This window comes from Nocardioides abyssi (assembly GCF_030412915.1).
GTDB lineage: Bacteria > Actinomycetota > Actinomycetes > Propionibacteriales > Nocardioidaceae > Nocardioides > Nocardioides abyssi.
Window position 1 is genome coordinate 317,394 of record NZ_JAUHJR010000001.1, and the last position, 18,403, is coordinate 335,796.

Annotated in this window: 19 protein-coding genes; 11 read left to right on the forward strand and 8 right to left on the reverse strand. The window is 74.4% G+C overall.

Annotated features, from left to right (window positions below; genetic code table 11):
- Positions 1-264 precede the first annotated feature (264 nt).
- The 5 genes from QWY29_RS01530 (at position 265) to QWY29_RS01550 (ending at position 3,900) form a co-directional block, all read left to right on the forward strand.
- On the forward strand, positions 265-1,527 hold the full coding sequence (locus QWY29_RS01530) for an HNH endonuclease signature motif containing protein (RefSeq protein WP_300958890.1): 1,263 nt from the start codon (positions 265-267) through the stop codon (positions 1,525-1,527).
- Between the two features lie 283 nt (positions 1,528-1,810).
- Positions 1,811-2,287: a hypothetical protein gene (locus tag QWY29_RS01535; protein ID WP_300958891.1), complete on the forward strand. Its 477-nt coding sequence runs from the start codon at positions 1,811-1,813 to the stop codon at positions 2,285-2,287.
- 65 nt (positions 2,288-2,352) lie between these two features.
- Entirely contained in the window at positions 2,353-2,643 is a 291-nt protein-coding gene (locus tag QWY29_RS01540) for a TraR/DksA family transcriptional regulator (protein WP_300958892.1), read from the forward strand.
- A 10-nt stretch (positions 2,644-2,653) separates the two neighbouring features.
- Complete coding sequence (locus QWY29_RS01545) at positions 2,654-3,199, forward strand: metallophosphoesterase family protein (RefSeq protein ID WP_300958893.1); 546 nt, start codon at positions 2,654-2,656, stop codon at positions 3,197-3,199.
- Complete coding sequence (locus tag QWY29_RS01550) at positions 3,196-3,900, forward strand: hypothetical protein (RefSeq protein WP_300958894.1); 705 nt, start codon at positions 3,196-3,198, stop codon at positions 3,898-3,900. The genes QWY29_RS01545 and QWY29_RS01550 overlap by 4 nt, the downstream gene beginning before the upstream one ends.
- On the opposite strand, the gene QWY29_RS01555 is transcribed toward QWY29_RS01550, so the two are convergent.
- From QWY29_RS01555 to glgA, 3 genes are all read right to left on the reverse strand, one after another.
- A complete protein-coding gene (locus tag QWY29_RS01555) occupies positions 3,897-4,610 on the reverse strand; it encodes a hypothetical protein (RefSeq protein WP_300958895.1) in 714 nt (237 codons plus the stop codon). The two genes, QWY29_RS01550 and QWY29_RS01555, sit on opposite strands and share 4 nt — an antisense overlap.
- 19 nt (positions 4,611-4,629) lie before the next feature.
- A complete protein-coding gene (locus QWY29_RS01560; RefSeq protein ID WP_300958896.1) occupies positions 4,630-5,055 on the reverse strand; it encodes a hypothetical protein in 426 nt (141 codons plus the stop codon).
- A 98-nt stretch (positions 5,056-5,153) separates the two neighbouring features.
- Positions 5,154-6,371, reverse strand: coding sequence for a glycogen synthase (glgA, locus tag QWY29_RS01565; RefSeq protein ID WP_300958897.1), 1,218 nt, complete (start codon positions 6,369-6,371; stop codon positions 5,154-5,156).
- A gap of 47 nt (positions 6,372-6,418) precedes the next feature.
- On the opposite strand from glgA, the gene glgC reads away from it, so the two are divergent.
- A complete protein-coding gene (gene glgC / locus QWY29_RS01570; RefSeq protein ID WP_300958898.1) occupies positions 6,419-7,708 on the forward strand; it encodes a glucose-1-phosphate adenylyltransferase in 1,290 nt (429 codons plus the stop codon).
- On the opposite strand, the gene QWY29_RS01575 is transcribed toward glgC, so the two are convergent.
- Positions 7,705-8,295: a mismatch-specific DNA-glycosylase gene (locus tag QWY29_RS01575; protein ID WP_300958899.1), complete on the reverse strand. Its 591-nt coding sequence runs from the start codon at positions 8,293-8,295 to the stop codon at positions 7,705-7,707. The genes glgC and QWY29_RS01575 overlap by 4 nt on opposite strands.
- Positions 8,296-8,353: 58 nt before the next feature.
- Here QWY29_RS01575 and QWY29_RS01580 point away from each other — a divergent pair, with 58 nt between their 5' ends.
- Positions 8,354-8,815 (forward strand): hypothetical protein, encoded by a 462-nt coding sequence (locus QWY29_RS01580; RefSeq protein ID WP_300958900.1) that lies wholly within the window; start codon positions 8,354-8,356, stop codon positions 8,813-8,815.
- Positions 8,816-8,850: 35 nt separating this feature from the next.
- On the opposite strand, the gene QWY29_RS01585 is transcribed toward QWY29_RS01580, so the two are convergent.
- The 3 genes from QWY29_RS01585 to QWY29_RS01595 all read right to left on the reverse strand — a co-directional run bounded on the left by QWY29_RS01585 (position 8,851) and on the right by QWY29_RS01595 (position 12,645).
- Positions 8,851-10,155, reverse strand: a complete 1,305-nt coding sequence (locus tag QWY29_RS01585; protein WP_300958901.1) for a phosphodiester glycosidase family protein — start codon at positions 10,153-10,155, stop codon at positions 8,851-8,853.
- A gap of 19 nt (positions 10,156-10,174) precedes the next feature.
- Positions 10,175-11,767 (reverse strand): CocE/NonD family hydrolase, encoded by a 1,593-nt coding sequence (locus QWY29_RS01590; RefSeq protein WP_300958902.1) that lies wholly within the window; start codon positions 11,765-11,767, stop codon positions 10,175-10,177.
- Between the two features lie 125 nt (positions 11,768-11,892).
- Complete coding sequence (locus QWY29_RS01595; RefSeq protein ID WP_300958903.1) at positions 11,893-12,645, reverse strand: hypothetical protein; 753 nt, start codon at positions 12,643-12,645, stop codon at positions 11,893-11,895.
- On the opposite strand from QWY29_RS01595, the gene QWY29_RS01600 reads away from it, so the two are divergent.
- Complete coding sequence (locus QWY29_RS01600; protein ID WP_300958904.1) at positions 12,619-13,905, forward strand: site-specific DNA-methyltransferase; 1,287 nt, start codon at positions 12,619-12,621, stop codon at positions 13,903-13,905. The genes QWY29_RS01595 and QWY29_RS01600 overlap by 27 nt on opposite strands.
- A gap of 12 nt (positions 13,906-13,917) precedes the next feature.
- Here QWY29_RS01600 and QWY29_RS01605 read toward each other — a convergent pair whose 3' ends face one another.
- Positions 13,918-15,327 carry a WS/DGAT/MGAT family O-acyltransferase gene (locus tag QWY29_RS01605; RefSeq protein WP_300958905.1) on the reverse strand — a complete coding sequence of 470 codons (1,410 nt, stop codon included), beginning with the start codon at positions 15,325-15,327 and terminating at the stop codon, positions 13,918-13,920.
- A 274-nt stretch (positions 15,328-15,601) separates the two neighbouring features.
- On the opposite strand from QWY29_RS01605, the gene QWY29_RS01610 reads away from it, so the two are divergent.
- The 3 genes from QWY29_RS01610 to QWY29_RS01620 all read left to right on the forward strand — a co-directional run bounded on the left by QWY29_RS01610 (position 15,602) and on the right by QWY29_RS01620 (position 18,387).
- The gene (locus tag QWY29_RS01610) at positions 15,602-16,015 is read left to right on the forward strand and encodes a hypothetical protein (protein ID WP_300958906.1); all 414 of its coding nucleotides are present in this window, start codon (positions 15,602-15,604) and stop codon (positions 16,013-16,015) included.
- A 63-nt stretch (positions 16,016-16,078) separates the two neighbouring features.
- The gene (locus tag QWY29_RS01615) at positions 16,079-17,182 is read left to right on the forward strand and encodes an FUSC family protein (protein WP_300958907.1); all 1,104 of its coding nucleotides are present in this window, start codon (positions 16,079-16,081) and stop codon (positions 17,180-17,182) included.
- A 38-nt stretch (positions 17,183-17,220) separates the two neighbouring features.
- Positions 17,221-18,387, forward strand: coding sequence for a DNA polymerase IV (locus QWY29_RS01620; RefSeq protein ID WP_300958908.1), 1,167 nt, complete (start codon positions 17,221-17,223; stop codon positions 18,385-18,387).
- Positions 18,388-18,403: the final 16 nt, after the last annotated feature.

Here is an 18,403-nt window from a genome sequence, read left to right on the forward strand (position 1 = left end):
GCGAGCCCTCCCCTGGTAGCCGACCTCGACCGCGAGGCCGTGGGTGGTCGCGGTGGGGCAGCTATGAGGACGAGGTACGCCGTGGCTCGCGGCTGCTTCCCGGCTCGCGGCAGGCGTCCCCCGCTGCCTCTCGCGGCTGGTTGAGGAGGGCCGCCAGGCCCGTCTCGAAACCCGCCGAGAAATTCCTCAGAATGTTGTCCGAATAGTGGTCTGACCTGGGGAAACAGCCCCGTGACTGTCGGTGGTCGCTGCTTGAGTAGACCCATGGCCAAGGACTCCCGACACAGTGCGCACCCGGTGTGCCGCGCGGTCGCGAAGTTCCGCAAGAAGACCCGCGCCGCGTGCAGCTCCCAGCTGTGGCAGATGTCCGACACCGAGGTCTCGACCGCCCTCCTGGAGGCCACCCGACTGCGCGCCCAGGTCGAAGCGCTCGAGCTGCGCCTCGCCGCCGAGGCGGACCGGCGAGCGGTGGGCGACAAGGTCGGCGCGACCGACACGGCGTCGTGGTGGGGACACGAGACCCGCCAGGACCGACCCGCGGCCAAACGTCGGATGCGGCTCGCGGAGTCCCTCGACCGCCATGCACCGACGTCGGCTGCGTTGGCTGAGGGCGCGATCAGCGTGGACCACGCGAAGGTCATCGCCGAGTGCGTCGACCGGCTCCCGGACGACCTCGAAGACCCATCGATCCCGGAGCGGGCCGAGAAGCACCTGCTCAACGAGGCGATCGACGTCACTCCGAAGACGCTGGCGATCCTGGCCAAGCACGTCCTGACCGTCGTCGCCCCCGAGATCGGCGAGGAGCGCGACGCCCGGGCCTTGGAGCGCGAGGAACGCGAAGCCCGCGCAAGAGCGTGGCTGACGATGTGCCCCGACGGTCGGGGCAGCTACCGCGGGAAGTTCTCGATCCCGACGCTGCACGGCGAGATGCTGAAGAAGATGCTGCTCGCGTTCGCAGCCCCCAAGCACCAAGCCGCGACCAAGGTTGACGAGACGGCGGAAGTGGTCGAGCGCCGCCCCTCGCCCGAGCGGATGGGCGACGCGTTCTGCGAGCTGCTCGAACGCCTCCCCGCGGACAAGCTCCCGAAGCTCGGCGGCCTCAACGCCTCCATCGTGCTGCTCATCGACTTCACCGACCTCACGAGCGAGACCGGTCGCGCCACGCTGGAGTCCGGCGAACCGATCTCCGCCTCGCTCGCCCGCCGGATGGCCTGCGAGGCAGGACTCCTCCCCGCCGTCCTCGGCACCCGCTCCGAGCTCCTCGACCTCGGCCGCACAGCCCGCCTCTTCTCCGGCGCTCAGCGCCGCGGGCTAGCGATCACCCAGAAGAACTGCACCGCCGCCGGCTGCGACTGGCCGGCGCACCTCTGCCACGCCCACCACGACGACAGCTGGCTCCACGGCGGCAAGACCGACATGAAGAACGCCCGCCTGCTCTGCCCCCGCCACCACGCCCGCATCCACGACCCCCGCTTCGAGACCACCCACCACCCTGACGGCGGCGTCTCCTTCCACACGCGGACATAGACCGCGAAGCCGCTGGTTGAGCAGCGAAGGCGTGCTGCGCCTGAGCGTCGACGAAACCCCCGCACCCGCGCAGGGCGGCGACCCATCAGCGCCCTTCGCATCTCACCTGGTCTCGTCGACGCTCGGTTTCGAGACGGCGCTGGCGCGCCTCCTCGACCCACCGGCCAGGGCTCGCTGCTCGACCAGCGGGTGGGTCTCGTCGACGCTCGACCAGCAGGGGAAGGCCGCGGAGGTGGTCTGGGGCGGCGGTGTGTGCGACAGGTCGTGCGGGTACCGCCGCAGCATGTCCATCTTGACCCTCGCCACGCGTACCGCCTCGGTGATCCGGCCGCAGGCCGTACCGGTGTGCGGCCGCCTCTTCCGCCGCGGGCTCGAGCAGCCCGTGGGGCACTCCTACTTCGACGAGGCCGGCACCGACGACGTCGTGGTGACGGAGTCCCGCGAGGCGAGCCTGCTCGGTCCGCAGTCGCTTGTGCACGGGCTGACCGTGCACGTCCCGCTCCCGGACGGCGGGTCGGTGGACCTGGTGCTGGCGGCGACGACGTGGAGCCGGATGAGCCGGCGGATGCGCCACGGCGTACCGGTCTCGGAGTGGACGATGACCGGCGTGCTCGCCTCACCGGAGCAGGCCGACGACGGCGAGGCGCTGCTCGTCGCCGCACGGATGGTCGGCGGAAGCACGGCCGAGCTGGCGGTGGCCCGGCAGGGGCAGCCTTGGCAGGAGTTCGGGTGCCTGATCATCAGCCAGGTGGCGGCCTGACCGGCACGTCGTCAGCGGCGGACGCGGCCGGCACCGAGGAGCGTCTGCGGGGCGAGCACGCCCTGGTGAGCCGACGGCTGGCGACGCTGCGCGGCGACTACACCGGGATGGTCGAGGCGTCCCGCGACACCAACGCCGACGACGAGCACGACCCCGAGGGCGCGACCATCGCCTTCGAGCGCTCCCAGCTCGACACCCTCGTCCAGCAGGCGACCCGACGTCTCGCGGAGATCGAGGCCGCCCTGGCCCGGCTCGGCGACGGCACCTACGGCCTGTGCGAGGCCTGCGGCCGCGCCATCCCCGCGGAGCGCCTCGAGGTCCGGCCCGACGCCCGGCGCTGCGTCGCCTGCGGGTGAGCGGCGACCGATGAGTGACGAGCACGGGGTCGACCTGGTGGTCATGGCCGACACCCACCTCCCGAAGCGCGCGAAGGACCTCCCGGCCGAGCTGTGGGCCGCGGTCGAGGCGGCCGACGTCGTCGTCCACGCCGGCGACTGGGTCGACGAGGAGACGCTCGACCGGCTCGAGGCGCGCTCCCGCCGGCTCGTCGCGTGCTGGGGCAACAACGACGGTCCCGGCCTGCGGGCGCGGCTGCCCCAGGTCGCCCGGGCCGATCTCGGCGGCGTCCGCGTGGGCGTCGTCCACGAGACCGGCGGCAAGCAGGGACGCGAGGCGCGGGCCGACGCGGCGTACCCCGACCTGGACCTGCTCGTCTTCGGCCACAGCCACATCCCCTGGGACACCACGACGCCCGCTGGCCTGCGGTTGCTCAACCCCGGCTCGCCCACCGACCGGCGGCAGCAGCCGCACTGCACGTACCTGACCGCCCACCTCGAGGACGGCGTCATCGGCGACGTCGTCCTGCACCGGCTCCCACCCCGCACGACCAGCTCGCCACGGAGGCGCACATGACCGACGTCCGACCCCTCGCCGCGCTGCCCGCCAAGGTGGGCGGCGCGGTCATCGCCACCGCCGTCCGCGGCCTCGCCGCCGTCCGCCCGGCCGAGAAGCCGATGCACCCCACCGGCCGGGTGCTGCGCGGTCGGCTGCAGCGGCACGGGCTCACCCCGGGCATCGGGGTGCCGTTCGTCGACCAGGCCGGCGTCGACGAGGTCGTCGCGCGGGAGTCCAACGGCATCGGGCTGCCCGCGGGCATGCCCGACATCCACGGGCTGGCGATCAAGGTGCCGCTGGGCGGCGCGTCGTACGACGACGTCCGGGCCGGCCGCGGCAGCCACGCCGACGTGCTGCTCTCCACCAACGGGTGGGGGCCGGTCAGCCGGTTCCTGGTCGTGCCGTCGGCCGGCATGACGACCCGTCCGCTGACCACCCTGTTCCCCTACCGCGGGCCGCAGGGCTCGGTCCTGCTCGGCGCGCGCTACGTCGACGACCGCCACGTCGAGCTCGCCGTCGCGGGGCTGCGGACCGACTGGCGGGTCTTCGCCGACCTCCACCTCGAGCCCGAGCAGCCCGGCCCGACCGGCGACGGGGTCGACGACCCGGACCTGGAGTTCGACGCGATCCTCAACGAGCTCCCCGGCCTGCCCAACCACGACTGGGTCCGGCGCGTGCGGGCGCCGGCGTACGCCGTGGCGCGGCGCTCGCGCCGCTAGCCGACGGGCGCCAGCGACCAGCAGTAGCGGCTGCTCGGCACCAGGTCGATGCCCTGGTCCGCGCCGAACCGGGACACGCTCGCCATCATCCGCTCCATCCGCGACCGCAGCTCGTCGTCGTCCCCGCCGCTGCCGTAGAACGCGTGCAGGTCGGTGGTCGCCGCCATCGGGAACAGCTCCTCGACGACCGCGCTGACGTACGGCGCGTCGCCGGTCACCGCCGTGCCCACGACGTTCTGCACGTAGCCGAACGTCCCCTGCGTCTCGATCGCCACCGGTGTGTGGTCCACCAGCCAGCGGTGGCGCCACTCGGCCTCGTCGAGGTCCGCGGGTCGGCGCAGCACCGCGACGTTGGCCAGGGCCTCGGCGCGCTCGCCGTCCGGCGCGGCCGGCGGTGCGAGCGGCACCCGCTCCTCCACCTCGAACCCCGCCAGCGACACCCCGCTGCCGTCCAGCGCCGCCGTCAGCACGTCGACGACCGGCCCGGCCGCCGTGCGCTCCCCAGCGGTCCAGACCGACACGACCGCGTGCACCGGCCCGGTGGGGGAGGCGATCCGCATCGCGGCGGCCACCGGCTCGTCGTCGAGGTTGACCTGGAGCCGGGTCGCGCCGACGCGCGCGAGCCGTTCGCGCAGGTCGGCCCCGAGGAGCAGGTCACGTGAGGTGCCGGCACCGTCGGTGCCGGACAGCAGGAAGACAAGCTTGGTCACCGGCGGACCGTAGCCACTCTCAGGTGGTCACGGGAAGGGCCGCCTCGTCCATCGGGAGGGCCAGCACGTCCACGTCGGTGGCCAGGTGGACCACCTCGGCGGCCACGCCGGCCACGCGGGCCGCGGCGTAGAGCATCTCCGCCCAGGCCCGGTCCAGGTCGTCGGCACGGTGGGAGCCCGGCCGCGAGCGCAGGAAGGCGACGCGCATCCCCTCGGGCATCACCTGCGCCTGCAGCTGCGCGAGCAGCGAGCCGAGCTGGGTCGCGCCGTCCTCGGGCGGCGGGCTGTCGCAGTCCTCGATCTCGGTGAGCTGCGGCAGGGGTCGGGAGTCGGGGCCGATGAGCATCAGCCAGGTGCTGGTGCGGCTCCACCCCAGCGGCTGCATGAGGGTGCGCCAGGTGCGCTCGACGTCGGTCTGGGTCTCGATCACGGGTGCGAAGGTCATGACCACGACCCTGCCGCGGGGCGCCCGTCCTGCGGGCCGCTCGCGGGCGGGCCTGTGGACGGGAGTGCGGCCGGCAGGGGCTGTGGACGACAGGTGGGTCAGTGCACCGAGCGGTAGACCTCGACCGTGCGCTCGGCGATGGCGTCCCATCCGAAGGCGGTGCGCGCGCGCTCCCGGCCGGCCCGGCCGAGCGCGGCGGCGCGGTCGGGGTCGGTGGCCAGCGTCGTGAGGGCGGCGGCGAGGTCGGCGACGTACTGGTCCGGGTCCAGCGGCGTGCCGGTGCCGTCGGTCGCCTGCTCGATCGGCACCAGCAGACCGGTGCCGGAGGCGTCGCCATCAGCGGTCGCGGCATCAGCGTCGACGACCACCTCGGGGATCCCGCCGGTCGCGGTGGCGACGACGGCGGTGCCGCAGGCCATCGCCTCGAGGTTGACGATGCCGAGCGGCTCGTAGACCGACGGGCAGGCGAAGACGGTGGCGGCCGAGAGCAGCGCGACCACGTCGGCGCGGGGGAGCATGTCGCGGATCCAGACCACGCCGGTCCGGGTCGCCCGCAGGTCGTCGACCAGCGCGACGACCTCGGCCTCGATCGCGGGGGTGTCCGGCGCTCCGGCGCACAGCACGACCTGCACCTGCGGCGGCAGCTGGGCCACGGCGCGGAGGAACCAGGGCAGGCCCTTCTGCCGGGTGATCCGCCCGACGAAGACCACCGAGGGCCGGTCGGGGTCGACGCCCAGCGCCCGCACCCGGTCGGGGTCGTCGACCGGCGACCACAGCTCGGTGTCGATGCCGTTGTGGACGACGTGGACGCGGGCCGGGTCGACGGCGGGGTACGCCGCCAGCACGTCGGCCCGCATGGCGTGCGAGACCGCGACGACCGCCGCCGCGGACTCGTAGGCGGTGCGCTCGGCCCAGCCGGAGACGGCGTACCCACCGCCCAGCTGCTCGGCCTTCCAGGGCCGCAGCGGCTCCAGCGAGTGGGCGGTCACGACGTGCGGCACGCCGTGGAGCAGGCCGGCGAGGTGGCCGGCGAGGTTGGCGTACCAGGTGTGGGAGTGCACCAGGTCGGCACCGGCGCACGCGTCGGCCATCGCGAGGTCGACGCCGAGGGTGCGCAGCGCGGCGTTGGCGCCGGCGAGCTCGGCCGGGTCGGCGTACGACGACGTCCCCGGCTCCTCCCGCGGCGCGCCGAAGGCGTGGACGTGGGCGGTCACGTCGTCGCGGCGCCGCAGCGCGCGGACCAGCTCGGCGACGTGCACGCCCGCGCCGCCGTAGATCTCCGGCGGGTACTCCTTGGTCAGCACGTCGACTCGCACGGCTCGAACCTAGCGCCGTCGTCGGTGGGCGGGTCTACGGTGACGCCATGAGCGCGTCGCCGAGCCCCCAGGCCCGTCCGAAGGTCCTCGCGATCGTGCTCGCCGGCGGGGAGGGGAAGCGGCTGATGCCGCTGACCGCCGACCGGGCCAAGCCGGCGGTGCCGTTCGCCGGGATCTACCGGCTGATCGACTTCGCGCTCTCCAACGTCGTCAACTCCGGCTACCTCAAGGTCGTCGTGCTGACGCAGTACAAGTCGCACAGCCTGGACCGCCACGTCACCCAGACCTGGCGGATGTCGACGATGCTCGGCAACTACGTCACCCCGGTGCCGGCCCAGCAGCGGGTCGGCAAGCACTGGTACCTCGGCAGCGGCGACGCTATCTTCCAGTCGCTGAACCTGATCAAGGACGAGAAGCCCGACATCGTGGTCGTGGTGGGCGCCGACCACGTCTACCGGATGGACTTCGCCCAGATGGTCGCCCAGCACGTCGAGAGCGGAGCGGCCTGCACGGTCGCGGCCATCCGGCAGCCGATCGGGCTGGCCGACCAGTTCGGCGTCATCGAGGTCGAGCCGAGCGACCCCGGGCGGATCCGTGCTTTCCACGAGAAGCCGACCGACCCGGTGGGCCTGCCCGACGCGCCGAGCGAGGTGCTGGCGTCGATGGGCAACTACGTCTTCGACGCCGACGCGCTCGTGGAGGCCGTCACCCGCGACGCCACGACCACCGGCTCCCAGCACGACATGGGCGGCGACATCGTGCCGGCGTTCGTGCGGCGTGCCCAGGCGGGTGTCTACGACTACCGCGACAACGTCGTGCCGGGCGCGACCGACCGCGACCGCGGCTACTGGCGCGACGTCGGCACCATCGGGTCGTTCTACGCCGCCCACATGGACGTCGTCTCCCCGCTGCCGGTCTTCAACCTCTACAACTTCGACTGGCCGATCTACACCTCCTACGGCCCGCAGCCGCCGGCCAAGGTCGTGCAGGGCGCCGACGGGACGCCGGCCCAGGTCGACCAGGCGGTGCTGTCGCCGGGCACCGTCGTCAGCGGCGGCACGGTCACCCGCTCCGTGCTCTCCCCGTCGGTCGGCGTCGGCTCGGGCGCGCTCGTCGAGGGGTCGGTGCTGATGCAAGGCGTGCGGATCGGGGCCGGCGCGGTGGTGCGCGGCGCGATCCTGGACAAGAACGTCGTCGTGCCGCCCGGCGCGCGGATCGGCGTCGACCACGAGGAGGACCGCGCCCGCGGCTTCCACGTCGAGGACGGGCTCGTGGTGCTCGGCAAGGACCACCCGTTCCCCGCGCCGGCGCCGGCGACGGACCCGGCCGCGCCCTAGACCGCCGGGAGGATGCCCGCGGCGCGCGCGGGCGCGGCGTACGCCTCGGCGAGGGAGGCGACGGTCTCGTGGGCGTTGAGGCCGCTCGGGTTCGGCACGACCCACAGGTCCGCGCCGGCGAGCGGCTCGGGCTGCCGGCCCGGCACGGCCTTGGGCAGCGAGAACGCGGCCCGGTACGCCGTGATGCCGGCGACGGCGACCACGTGCGGGCGGGCGCGGCGCACGGTCTCGACGAGCGCGAGCCCGCCGGCGCGGTACTCCTCGGGGGTCAGCTCGGACGCCTTAGCGGTCGCCCGGCGGACCACGTTGGTGATCCCGATGCCGCGCGAGCGGAGGTGGTCGCGGTCCTCGTCGCTCATCCCGGCCGCGGGGTCGATGCGGCGCTCCACGATCCCGGCGAGCAGCAGCGCAGGGTAGAACCGATTGCCCGGGTGGGCGAAGTGGGTCTGCGTCGCAGCGGTCCACAGGCCGGGGTTGATGCCGACGAAGAGCAGCCGCAGCTCCGGGCCGTCGGGTCCGGGCAGCAGGTCGGGCACCTCCCGGTCACGGAAGGACTCCAGCTCCGCGCGGGTGAAGGTCCGGGGCACGCCCCGAGCATGCCAGCGGCCGAGGGAACTCCTGGGCCGCGGGTAGCGTCCCAGCACCATGCGACGTCATCTCGGAGCCCTCGCCCTGGCCAGCGCCCTCCTCGCGCCCGGCGGCCTGCTGGCGGCGTGCGGGGAGTCCGACGACGCACCGGCGGAGGCGCCGGCCACCTCGGACACCGGGACCGGCGGGACCGACGGGACCGCCGGGTCTCCCGAGGTCGAGCTGCTCCGAGCCTCGGACGCGGGCGGCGCGGTGACCGAGGAGGCGGTGGAGGTGGGCGACGAGGCCGCCCTCGCCGGGTTCCTCGAGCCGCTCGACCCCGCGTTCGGCGCGGAGGTGCGGGCCCGCGTCGAGACCCTGGCCGAGCAGGACGGGCGGGTGCTGGCCAGCGTCGTTGCGGTCGGCTGCGCGTCGCCGACCAGCGCCCGACTGAGCGGCGACGACATCGAGGTCGACCTGCCGAAGAGCGACGAGCAGTGCCGGGTGCCGGTCACCACCGTCGCGCTCGCCGTGCCTTAGCCCGTCCTCCCGGACGTCCGTGCCCGCGGTGCCGCTCAGGGGCGGTAGCGGACCTGGATCCCGTTGGCGACCTGTCGCAGGTGCCCGTCGGAGGGGGTGTTGACGACGCCGAGCCGGCCGTCGCCGCCCCGGGTGAGCATCGTCGTGGAGCCGCCACCGTCGAGGTTGAGCGCCTCGTCGGCACCGAGGTCGATCATCGTCGCGGCCAGCTCGACCATCGTCGCGCCGCGGCTCCAGGTCTTACGGCCGTCGACGACGAGCACCAGCACCTCGCCGGTGTCGCGGTCGACGCCGATGGCGGTGCGCGGGTGCATCACCCGGTCGTCGACGACCTCGACGACGCCGTCGCGCACCAGCACCTTGTTGCCGCTGATCGCCATCCGCGGCCCACCCTGCAGCCACCACTTCACGTCCAGGCGGGCGCCCTTGCGCAGCTGGGCCAGCGCCTTCGCCCCGGGGCCGCGGCCGACGAGGAGGACGCCGTTGATCTTCGTGCCGCTGGTGAGCCTGGCCCGGGTCCGGACGACCTTGCCGCCGCGGACGAGCACCATCCGCACCTGCTTGCGCTGCCCGCTGGTGACCCGGTAGCCCGACGTCGTGCCCCACGCCGCGGTGTAGATGCCGATGCCGCCGGGCTCGACGAACGGCGAGTTGAGGTTGGTGATCCGCATCCCCGGCCGCTGCTTCACCGACGCCCGCAGCGGCACCTCGCCGATGTCGGGCCGGCCCTGCTTGTCGATCGAGAACGACGAGGTCCACCCCGAGGCGCGTCCGTGCAGCACGCCGCGCTCCACGTCGCGGCCCGTCCCGAGCGGGGCGCCGGTGTCGCCGATGTCGAAGAAGTCGCCGTTGACGCCGGCGACCGTGCCGGGACCGGAGTACGCCGCCGACAGCAGCGTCGGCAGGGTGGCCGTGCCCGAGACCCTCCGGGCGCCCGCGTAGTCGAGCGAGACCCCGGGGACCGACGGGTCGACGGTCAGCAGCGAGAACCGCTGCGGCCCGCGAGCGTCGGCCTCGTCCCACCGGGTCAGGGTCACCCCCGGCGCGACCACCGACCGGGTCGGGTCGGTGCGCGAGGGCGGCAGCCCGGCGAGCAGCCGCGGCACGACCGGCGCCCGCCAGCCGGGCTGGCCGTCGGAGGTGTGCTGCGGGCCGCGCTCGGCCCGCAGGTCCGGCCTGCGCGACGGCGTACCCCCCGACGTACCCGTCTTGCTGGTCGCGGCGGACGGCGAGGCAGAGATCGACGGCGTGGACGTGCCGGGGGCCCCGGTCGCGCCCGTGGTGAGGAGGGTGAGGGCACAGACGAGGGCGCCGGCGGTCAGGGGGAGTCGGGCGCGCACCCGCGCAAGGTTAAGCCGATCACCGACCCACGACGGGGAGATGGACGACCGTGTCCTCGATCGTGACCACGCCCGGCAGGCGCGAGCCCATGAGCAGGAAGGTGTCGGAGATGGGGGTGACCATGAGGTAGAGGTGCTGCCCCTTCGGCACGTCGACGGCCACCGACGGCAGCGCGACGCGGCGCTTCTCGCCGAGCACCGGGGTGGGCTCGTTGATCGGCAGCACGTTGTTCTGCACCAGGCGGGCGTCGAGCGGCGTGCGGCCGACGGCCAGGCCGTAGAAGGCGCGGTTCTGCAGGCCGAGGGCGGTCAGCCTGCCCGTGAGGTACGGCGTGCCGGCGACGCGGATCGGCCCGGCGGCGACCGGGTAGGACAGCGGGGTGCCGACGCCCTCGAGGGTGGCGACGGTGCCGATCTTCTTCGCCGTGTTGGCCTGCGGGGTGGCGATCGTGGTGCAGCGGTCGCCCGGCGTGGCCAGGTGCATCTTGCCGAAGCCGCGCAGGCCGGTGCGCCGGCCGCGGAGGACCTGGTCGAAGAAGCGGATGTTGAGCTTCTCGAAGTCGCCGCCCGCCAGCTTGCGGCTGCACGGGTCGGTGTCGGCGGTGGTGCCGGCCGGCAGGATCGCGGGGAGCACGTGGCCGCCGTTGTAGGCGACGAAGATGCTCTGGCGGCGGGCCTTCGCGGTCATCGCCCGCTTCCAGTTGCGGAAGCCCTGCTCGAGCGGGAAGAGGCCGTCGGTCGTGCCCTGCCCGAGCAGCATGGGGATGTCGAGGCGGCGGCCGTGCTCGACGTGCCACTTGGGCCCGTTCTTGCGGAAGAAGCTGACCATGTCCTCGGTGCCGGGGATCGAGCCGTCGGGCCACACACCGAGCGCGGCGCCCTCGAGGAGCGCCTTGTAGACGTTGACGGGCAGCGCGTCGCTGATCAGCGAGGCGGCGCTGAGCGCCAGCGCCCACTCGGTGCGCACGACGCCGCTGGGCGCGAGGCTCTGGCTCAGGTCGTGCCAGGTGATCTGCGGGGAGAGCGCGTCGAAGACGGGCTTGCCCTTGAGACGAAGCAGCTCGAAGGCGCCGACGTACTGGTACCCGCCGCCGTAGCTGCCGCCGATGGCGCCCATCCGCGGGTCGCCGGGGCCGTCCTGCTGCACCCAGGGCAGGCCGGCGACGACCTTCACGAGCCCGCGGACGTCGCGGCCCTCGAGGGTCGGGTCCTCGACGTGGGCGTGGCCCCCGGAGGTGCCGAACCCGCGCTGGTCGAAGGAGAGCACGCCGTACCCCGCGTCGAGCCAGGCCTGGATCTCGGGCTGTTCCGCGCGCTTCCCGCCCCAGCCGTGGCTGTGCATGATCATCGGCACCGGGCGCTTCTTGGTGGCTGCCCTCGGCTTGAAGACCGTGTAGCAGATGTCGACCTTCGCGGTCGCGCCCGGCTCGGGCACGCTCGTGATGCAGGCGTCGCGCGTGGTCACCGCGGCCCGTGCGACGGTGTCACCGAGGCCGCTGGCGGCACTGCCGCTGGCGGCCTGCCGGTCGGCGGCCGGGCTGCTCGGGGCGGCGGCCAGCCCGCCGGCGAGGAGCGCGAGGGTGGCGGTGAGCGTGGCGGCGGTGCGGCGCATGAGGTCCCTGTCGGTTCGGTGCCTGGCGGTCGACGGCACGTGTTACCCACCGGTAGAACGCGCGAGCGAGGCGCGGGTCACGCCCTCAGCGGGATCCCCGTTGACGCGTGTCAGCCGGACGCGTGTCAGCCGCAGGGCGCCGCACCCAGCAGGGCGAGCCCCTGCCGGTCGCCGGGGCCGAACGACGTCCGCCCGATGTTGTCGGCGTGCATCAGCTCGGCGCGGCTGTCGACGTGCCCGAGGCCGACGACGTGGCCCAGCTCGTGGTCGAGGATCGCCGCCTGCAGCGCGAGGGCGCGCGGGTCGCCGCCGGGGGAGAGGTCGGTGAAGACGTCGGTGTCGAGCACGACCATGCCGGTGCTGTAGCGCCAGTGCCCCGGGGTCTCGAGGTACGCCGCCCCGCCGACGCCGGCGACGTCGCCCGCGAGGTCGGCGACCTCTTCCTCGTCGGCGAAGCCGATCAGCACCGGTGCGGACCGGCCCAGCGCGCCGATGCGGTCGGTGAAGTTGCGGTCGTCGGTCTCCCCGCCGAAGGCGAACCGGAAGCCGGTCGCCGCCGACACGGTCGCCACGCTGCGCTCGACCAGGGTGGGCCAGTGCGCCGGCGCGCCGGCCGGGTTGACGACGTACTCGATGTCGCGGCAGGGGTTCCAGCTCACCGGCTCGTCGGAGTCGGGCTGGGTCGCGGCGAAGCGGTACGCGCCGCCGCCCTCCGGCACGGCGACCGCGGCGGCCCGGCGCTGCTCGGTGCCGAGCAGTGCCCGCAGCCGGTCGCCGCTGCCGCCCGGGTCGCGCAGCACCACCAGGCCGAGGAGCACGAGCACGACCAGCACGCCCGGGAGGACCGGGCCGTGCCGGCGGGGCTCGCGGTGGTCCACGACCTCCTGGTGACCCGCGGCACGTCCCGCCAATCCCGCCCGGACGGCCCTAGGGTCGGCGGCGTGCGGCCGTGGAACACCTTCGTCGAGGGCGACAACCTCGACGTGCTCCGCGCGATGGCGGCCGCCGGCGAGCAGGTCGACGTGGTGTGCACCGACCCGCCGTACAACACCGGCCACGAGTTCACCTACCGCGACGACTTCCGCGGCGACGTGCGTGGCGCCGGCCGGGCAGCGGGGCGGCACGAGGCCTGGGCGGCGATGGTGCGCCCGCGGCTCGAGGGCTGCCGCGACCTGCTGCGGGAGACCGGCGCGCTCTTCGTCAGCATCGACGACAACGAGGCGGCGCGCCTGCGGCTGCTGCTCGACGAGGTGATGGGCGAGCAGAACTTCCTGGCCCAGGTGGTCGTCAACCTCAACCCCAAGGGCCGCCAGCTCGGCCGGGGGTTCGCGACCAGCCACGAGTACCTCCTCGTCTACGCCCGCGACGCCCGCCGCACCGTGCTCGACGCGAGCAGCGCCGAGACGGTGGTGGCCGCGGACTTCCCGCTCGTCGACGCCGAGTCCGGGCGGCGCTACCGCCAGCTGCCGCTGCGCAACACCAACAAGAAGTTCAACCCGGTCAGCGCGCCCACCCTGCACTTCCCGGTGTGGGGCGACCCGGGCACCGGCCGGGTGGCCACGACCCCGTTCGCCGGCGCGGTCGAGGTGGTGCCGGTCTTCGGCGACGGCCGGCCGGCGGTGTGGCGGTGGAGCCGGCCGCTGATGGAGGAGCGCCCCGACGACCTGGTGTGCCGGGTGGTGCAGGGCCGCCGCGGGGAGCGGGTCGACGTCTTCCAGCGCGACTGGCTCGAGCGCGACGGCGGCCGCCGCAAGAAGCTGCGGACCATCTGGCTGGCCGAGGAGGTCGGCTCGACCGACACCGCGGTCGCCGAGCTCAAGGAGCTCGTCGGCCACGTCTTCGAGTCGCCCAAGCCCACCGGGTTGGTACGCCGCGTGCTCGGCACGATGCCTCCCGACGCGGTCGTCCTGGACCCGTTCGCCGGCAGCGGCACCACCGGCCACGCGGTCGCGCTGGCCAACCTCGCCGACGGCGGCACCCGCCGCTGCGTCTCGGTCAACTGCGCCGAGCCCACCCGGCCGGGCTCCAACGCCCACGCGGCCGGCCTGCGCACGGTCGCCGACATCACCCGGGCGCGGCTGCGCGCGGTCGACCGGCTGCTCGGCGGCGGGCTCGACGAGCGGGTCGGCTGGGGCTGAGACCCCGACGGGTCAGGCGACGCCTGCGGCCTTCTCCAGCGCCGCGACCTCGTCGTCGAGGTGGACGAGCAGCCGCTGGAGGTGCGGGACGGTGCGGCGACAGCCGGTCAGGCCGAACGCCAGCTTGTCGTCGTACGACGTGCACGTGATGTTGAGCGCCATGCCGTCGATGGGGATCGACACCGGGTAGGTGCCGTCGAGGCGCGCGCCGTTCCAGTAGCGCGTCGAGCGCGGGCCGGGGACGTTGCTGATGATGACGTTGTACGGCGGCCGCACCAGCCCCTGCATCCGCAGCAGCGGGGTGATGATCGCCGGCGCCTGGCCGAGCGCGCTCATCGCCACGATCTGCATCGGCGTCATCGACGACAGCGCCTCCTTGCCGTCGCGCATCGAGTCGTGGATCAGGTCGAGCCGGCGCGCGGGGTCCTCGTGGTTGGTCGCCAGCTGCACCATGACCGCGCCGATGGCGTTGCCGCCGTCGCTGCTCGCGACGTGGGACTGCTTGGCGTTGAGGCCGACCGGCACCATCGCGACCAGCGAGGAGTCCGGCAGCGCGTCGAGCTCGAGCAGGTAGCTGCGCAGCGCGCCGGCGCACATGGCCAGCACGACGTCGTTCAGCGTGGTGCCGGTCGCCCGGCCGACCGCGCGCAGCCGCTCGACCGGCCAGTCCTGCGCGGCGAAGCGCCGCGAACCGGTGATCCGCTGGTTGAAGATCGTCCGCGGGGCGTAGAGCGACAGTGCGGAGGTCTCGTTGCGCAGCCCCTTGGACAGGGTGCGGACGACCGCGCCGGGCAGCCCGGCGGCCTCGGCGGTGATGCCGAGCGCGCTGCGCAGGGCCTGCACCGGCACCTCGGCGAGGTCGATCGAGCCACGGTCGCGGCTGCGCGGCGTCGCGCCCTCGCGGGGGTTGGCGTCCCAGGGCGCCCGCATCCCGCGCTCCTCGGGGTCCTCGCTGAGCACGCTCTGCAGCAGCCGCATGGCGGAGACGCCGTCGACCAGCGAGTGGTGGACCTTCGTGTAGAGCGCGACCCGGTCGTCGTCGAGCCCCTCGATGACGTGCGCCTCCCACAGCGGGCGCTCGCGGGCGAGCCGGGTGCCGTGGAGCCGGCCGACGAGGTCCAGCAGCTCGCGGATGCGGCCGGGACGGGGCAGGGCGCTGTGCCGGACGTGGTGGTCGACGTCGAACTGCTCGTCCTGCTTCCAGACCAGCTGGCCCGCGGTGCGCACCGAGCGGTGCGGCCGCTTGAGGAACAGCGGCGACATCTCGCTGACGTCGCGCATGCACTCGTACATCTCGCGGGTGTAGTCCGGACCGGCGCCCGCGGGGTTCTCGAACAGCTGCAGCCCACCCACGTGCATCGGCATGCTGCGGCTCTCGATCATGAGGAAGGCCAGCGACGTGGGGTCGATCGGAGTGACCACGGAGGGCGCCTTTCGGGGCGTCGGGGGTGCCGGCCGCGCGGCACGGCGGTCGAGTGGGCCCGAGTGTGGCTCGCGGTGACCGCTGCCACAAGGGCGGGGTACGCCGCCGCGCACCTGCGCCCGCACCCGCCCGGGCCCACCTCGCGTCCACAGGTGCGCCCTCGCGCGCCGTCGTCCACCGGTGGCCGTCGCGCGGCCCTCGACCGTCGCCCCGGCTACCTAGCGTCGTGCCCGCACCGGAACTCGCCGGTGCGTGGACTCCTCGGGAGCAGACATGGACAAGTGTGGGACGGGCAAGCAGACGGGCAAGCGGGTGGGCGCGGCAGGGATCGGGCTGGCGGGGGTGCTCGCCGGGATCGTGGTCGGCGGGCTCGCCGGCGGCGCCACGGCGGTGGGTGCGCCGGCGGCCGAGGCCGACCGGGTCGACCAGCTGGGCAAGGCCTACAAGCCGGTGCCGAGCACGATCGTGAGCGTGACCGGCGACAAGAAGAACGGCTTCGAGATCCGTCGTTACGACGGCAGCGAGCAGTTCCCGCCGACCGACTCCGAGGCGCGGGCGGAGTGCAACGAGTACGACACCGAGGTGGCGCGGGTGCGCTGCCGCAGCGAGGTGCGCACGTGGTACCGCGACCTGGCCGACATGAAGCGGGCGATCAACTACGCGCGGTCCTCGGCAGCCACGCCCTGACCCCGGCGTCCGCGGGCGGCCGGCCGTCGGCGGGGGTGGGTCGGCTCTGGCACGATCAGCGGCATGCGCGAGCCCGGGCCGGTGGACCGAATGCGGGCGCGTGGGCGGACCTCGGTCCGGGCGCGCGTCGCCCGGTTGTCGTCGAAGCGCTGGCAGATCGGGCAGTGCGCGGTCGCCGCCGGCGTCGCCTGGTTCGTCGCGTCCGACCTGCTGGGTCACCCGACCCCGTTCTTCGCCCCCGTCGCCGCCGTCCTGAGCCTCGGCACGTCCTACGGCCAACGGCTCCAGCGCGTCGGCGAGGTCGCGGTCGGGGTGGCGGTCGGCGTGCTCATCAGCGACCTGCTGACCCTGCAGATCGGCACCGGCGCGTGGCAGCTCGTGCTGGTGGTGACGCTGGCGATGTCGACGGCGTTCCTGCTCGACGGCGGGCAGGTGGTGGTCACCCAGGCCGCCGTCCAGTCGATCGTGGTCGCCACGCTGATCCCCGACCCCGGGGCGGCGCTGGTGCGGTGGACGGACGCCCTCGTGGGTGGTGCCGTGGCCCTGGTGGCCGCCACCGCGGTCCCGTCGGCGCCGCTGCGGAAGCCGCGGGAGCAGGCGGCGGTGCTGATCCGAAGGATCGCGGGGCTGCTGCGGGCGGCCTCGGAGGTGATGACCGACGGGGCGTCCGAGCGGGGCATCGCGCTGCTCGCCGACGCCCGGCAGACCGACCAGATGATCCGCGAGCTGCAGGCGGCGGCCGACGAGGGCATGTCGGTGGTGGCGTCCTCGCCCTTCCGGGTGCGGCACCGCGGCGACGTGCGACGGATGGCCGAGGTGGTCGAGCCGCTGGACCGTGCCCTGCGCAGCACCCGGGTCCTGGTCCGGCAGGTCGCGGTGCTGGCCTACCACCGGCGTCCAGTGCCGTCGTCCTACGCGCTGCTGGCCCTCGACCTGGCCGACGCCGCGGACGCGGTGGCCGGCGAGCTCGAGGTCGACCGGATGGCCATCGCGGCCCGGCCGGCGCTGCTCGCGGTCGGCGACGCCTCCGGGCGGGTCGAGCGGGCCGACGAGATGAACGCCGAGGTCGTGCTCGTGCAGCTGAGGTCGGTCGTGGTCGACCTGCTGCTCATCACCGGCATGGACCAGATGGAGTCGACCAACGCGCTGCCTCCGCCACCGCGATGAACGTCGCCCGATGAACGCCGTCCGGTGAACGACCCGCGATGACCGACCCGCGCGCCCGGTGGGTGCTGCACGTCGACCTCGACCAGTTCATCGCGGCCGTGGAGGTGCTGCGGCGACCCGAGCTGGCGGGCCGGCCGGTGGTCGTCGGCGGCCGCGGCGACCCGACCGAGCGCGGGGTGGTGGCGACCGCGTCGTACGAGGCCCGCGAGCACGGGGTCGGGTCGGGCATGCCGCTGCGGGTGGCCGCCCGCAAGTGCCCCGACGCGGTCTTCCTGCCGGTGGACAAGCCGGCGTACGACGCGGCGTCGGCGGAGGTGATGGCGACCCTGCGCGCGCTCACCTGGGACGGCGCGCCGGTCGTCGTCGAGGTGCTCGGCTGGGACGAGGCGTTCCTCGCGATCGACCCCGCCTCGGAAGTTGTCGCGGAGGGTGTCGCGGCGGGCGCCGTAGTGGAGGGGGAGGGGGAGGGGGGAGGGACTCCCACCGGCACCGCGACCGGCAGCCAGCCGACCGGCCCCCAGGAGCTGGCCGAGCAGGTGCGGGCGGCGGTGCTGGAGGGGACCGGGCTGCACTGCTCGGTCGGCATCGGCGACAACCGGCTGCGGGCCAAGATCGCCACCGACTTCGGCAAGCCGCGCGGGACGTGGACGCTGACGGCGGAGACCTGGCTCGAGGTGATGGGCGACCGGCCGACCGACGCGCTGTGGGGCGTGGGCCGGCGGACGGCCGCGAGGCTGGCCGCCCTGGGGATCGACACCGTCGCCCAGCTGGCCGCCGCGGACCCCGACCGGCTCGCGGCGGAGCTCGGGCCGACGATGGGTCCGTGGTACGTCCGGCTCGGTCGCGGCGCGGACAGCCGGCGGGTCGACCCGACGCCGTACGTGCCCCGGGCACACGGACGGGAGGAGACCTTCCAGGCCGACCTCGAGGTCTGGGCCGAGGTGGAGGCCGCCGTCCGCAGCCTGGCCCGGGCGGCGACCGCGGACATCGTCGCCGAGGGCCGGCCGGCGGCGCGGGTGGGGATCAAGGTCCGCTACCGGCCGTTCTTCACCACCTCGCGCAGCCTGACCCTGCCGACGCCGACCGACGACCCCGACGCGCTGGCCGACGCCGCGGTCGCGCTGCTGGACCGGGTGGAGCGGGACCGGCCGGTGCGGCTGCTGGGCGTGCGGCTGGAGATGGTGCCGCCGCCCGACGGCTACTGAGGAGGACCAGACGGGC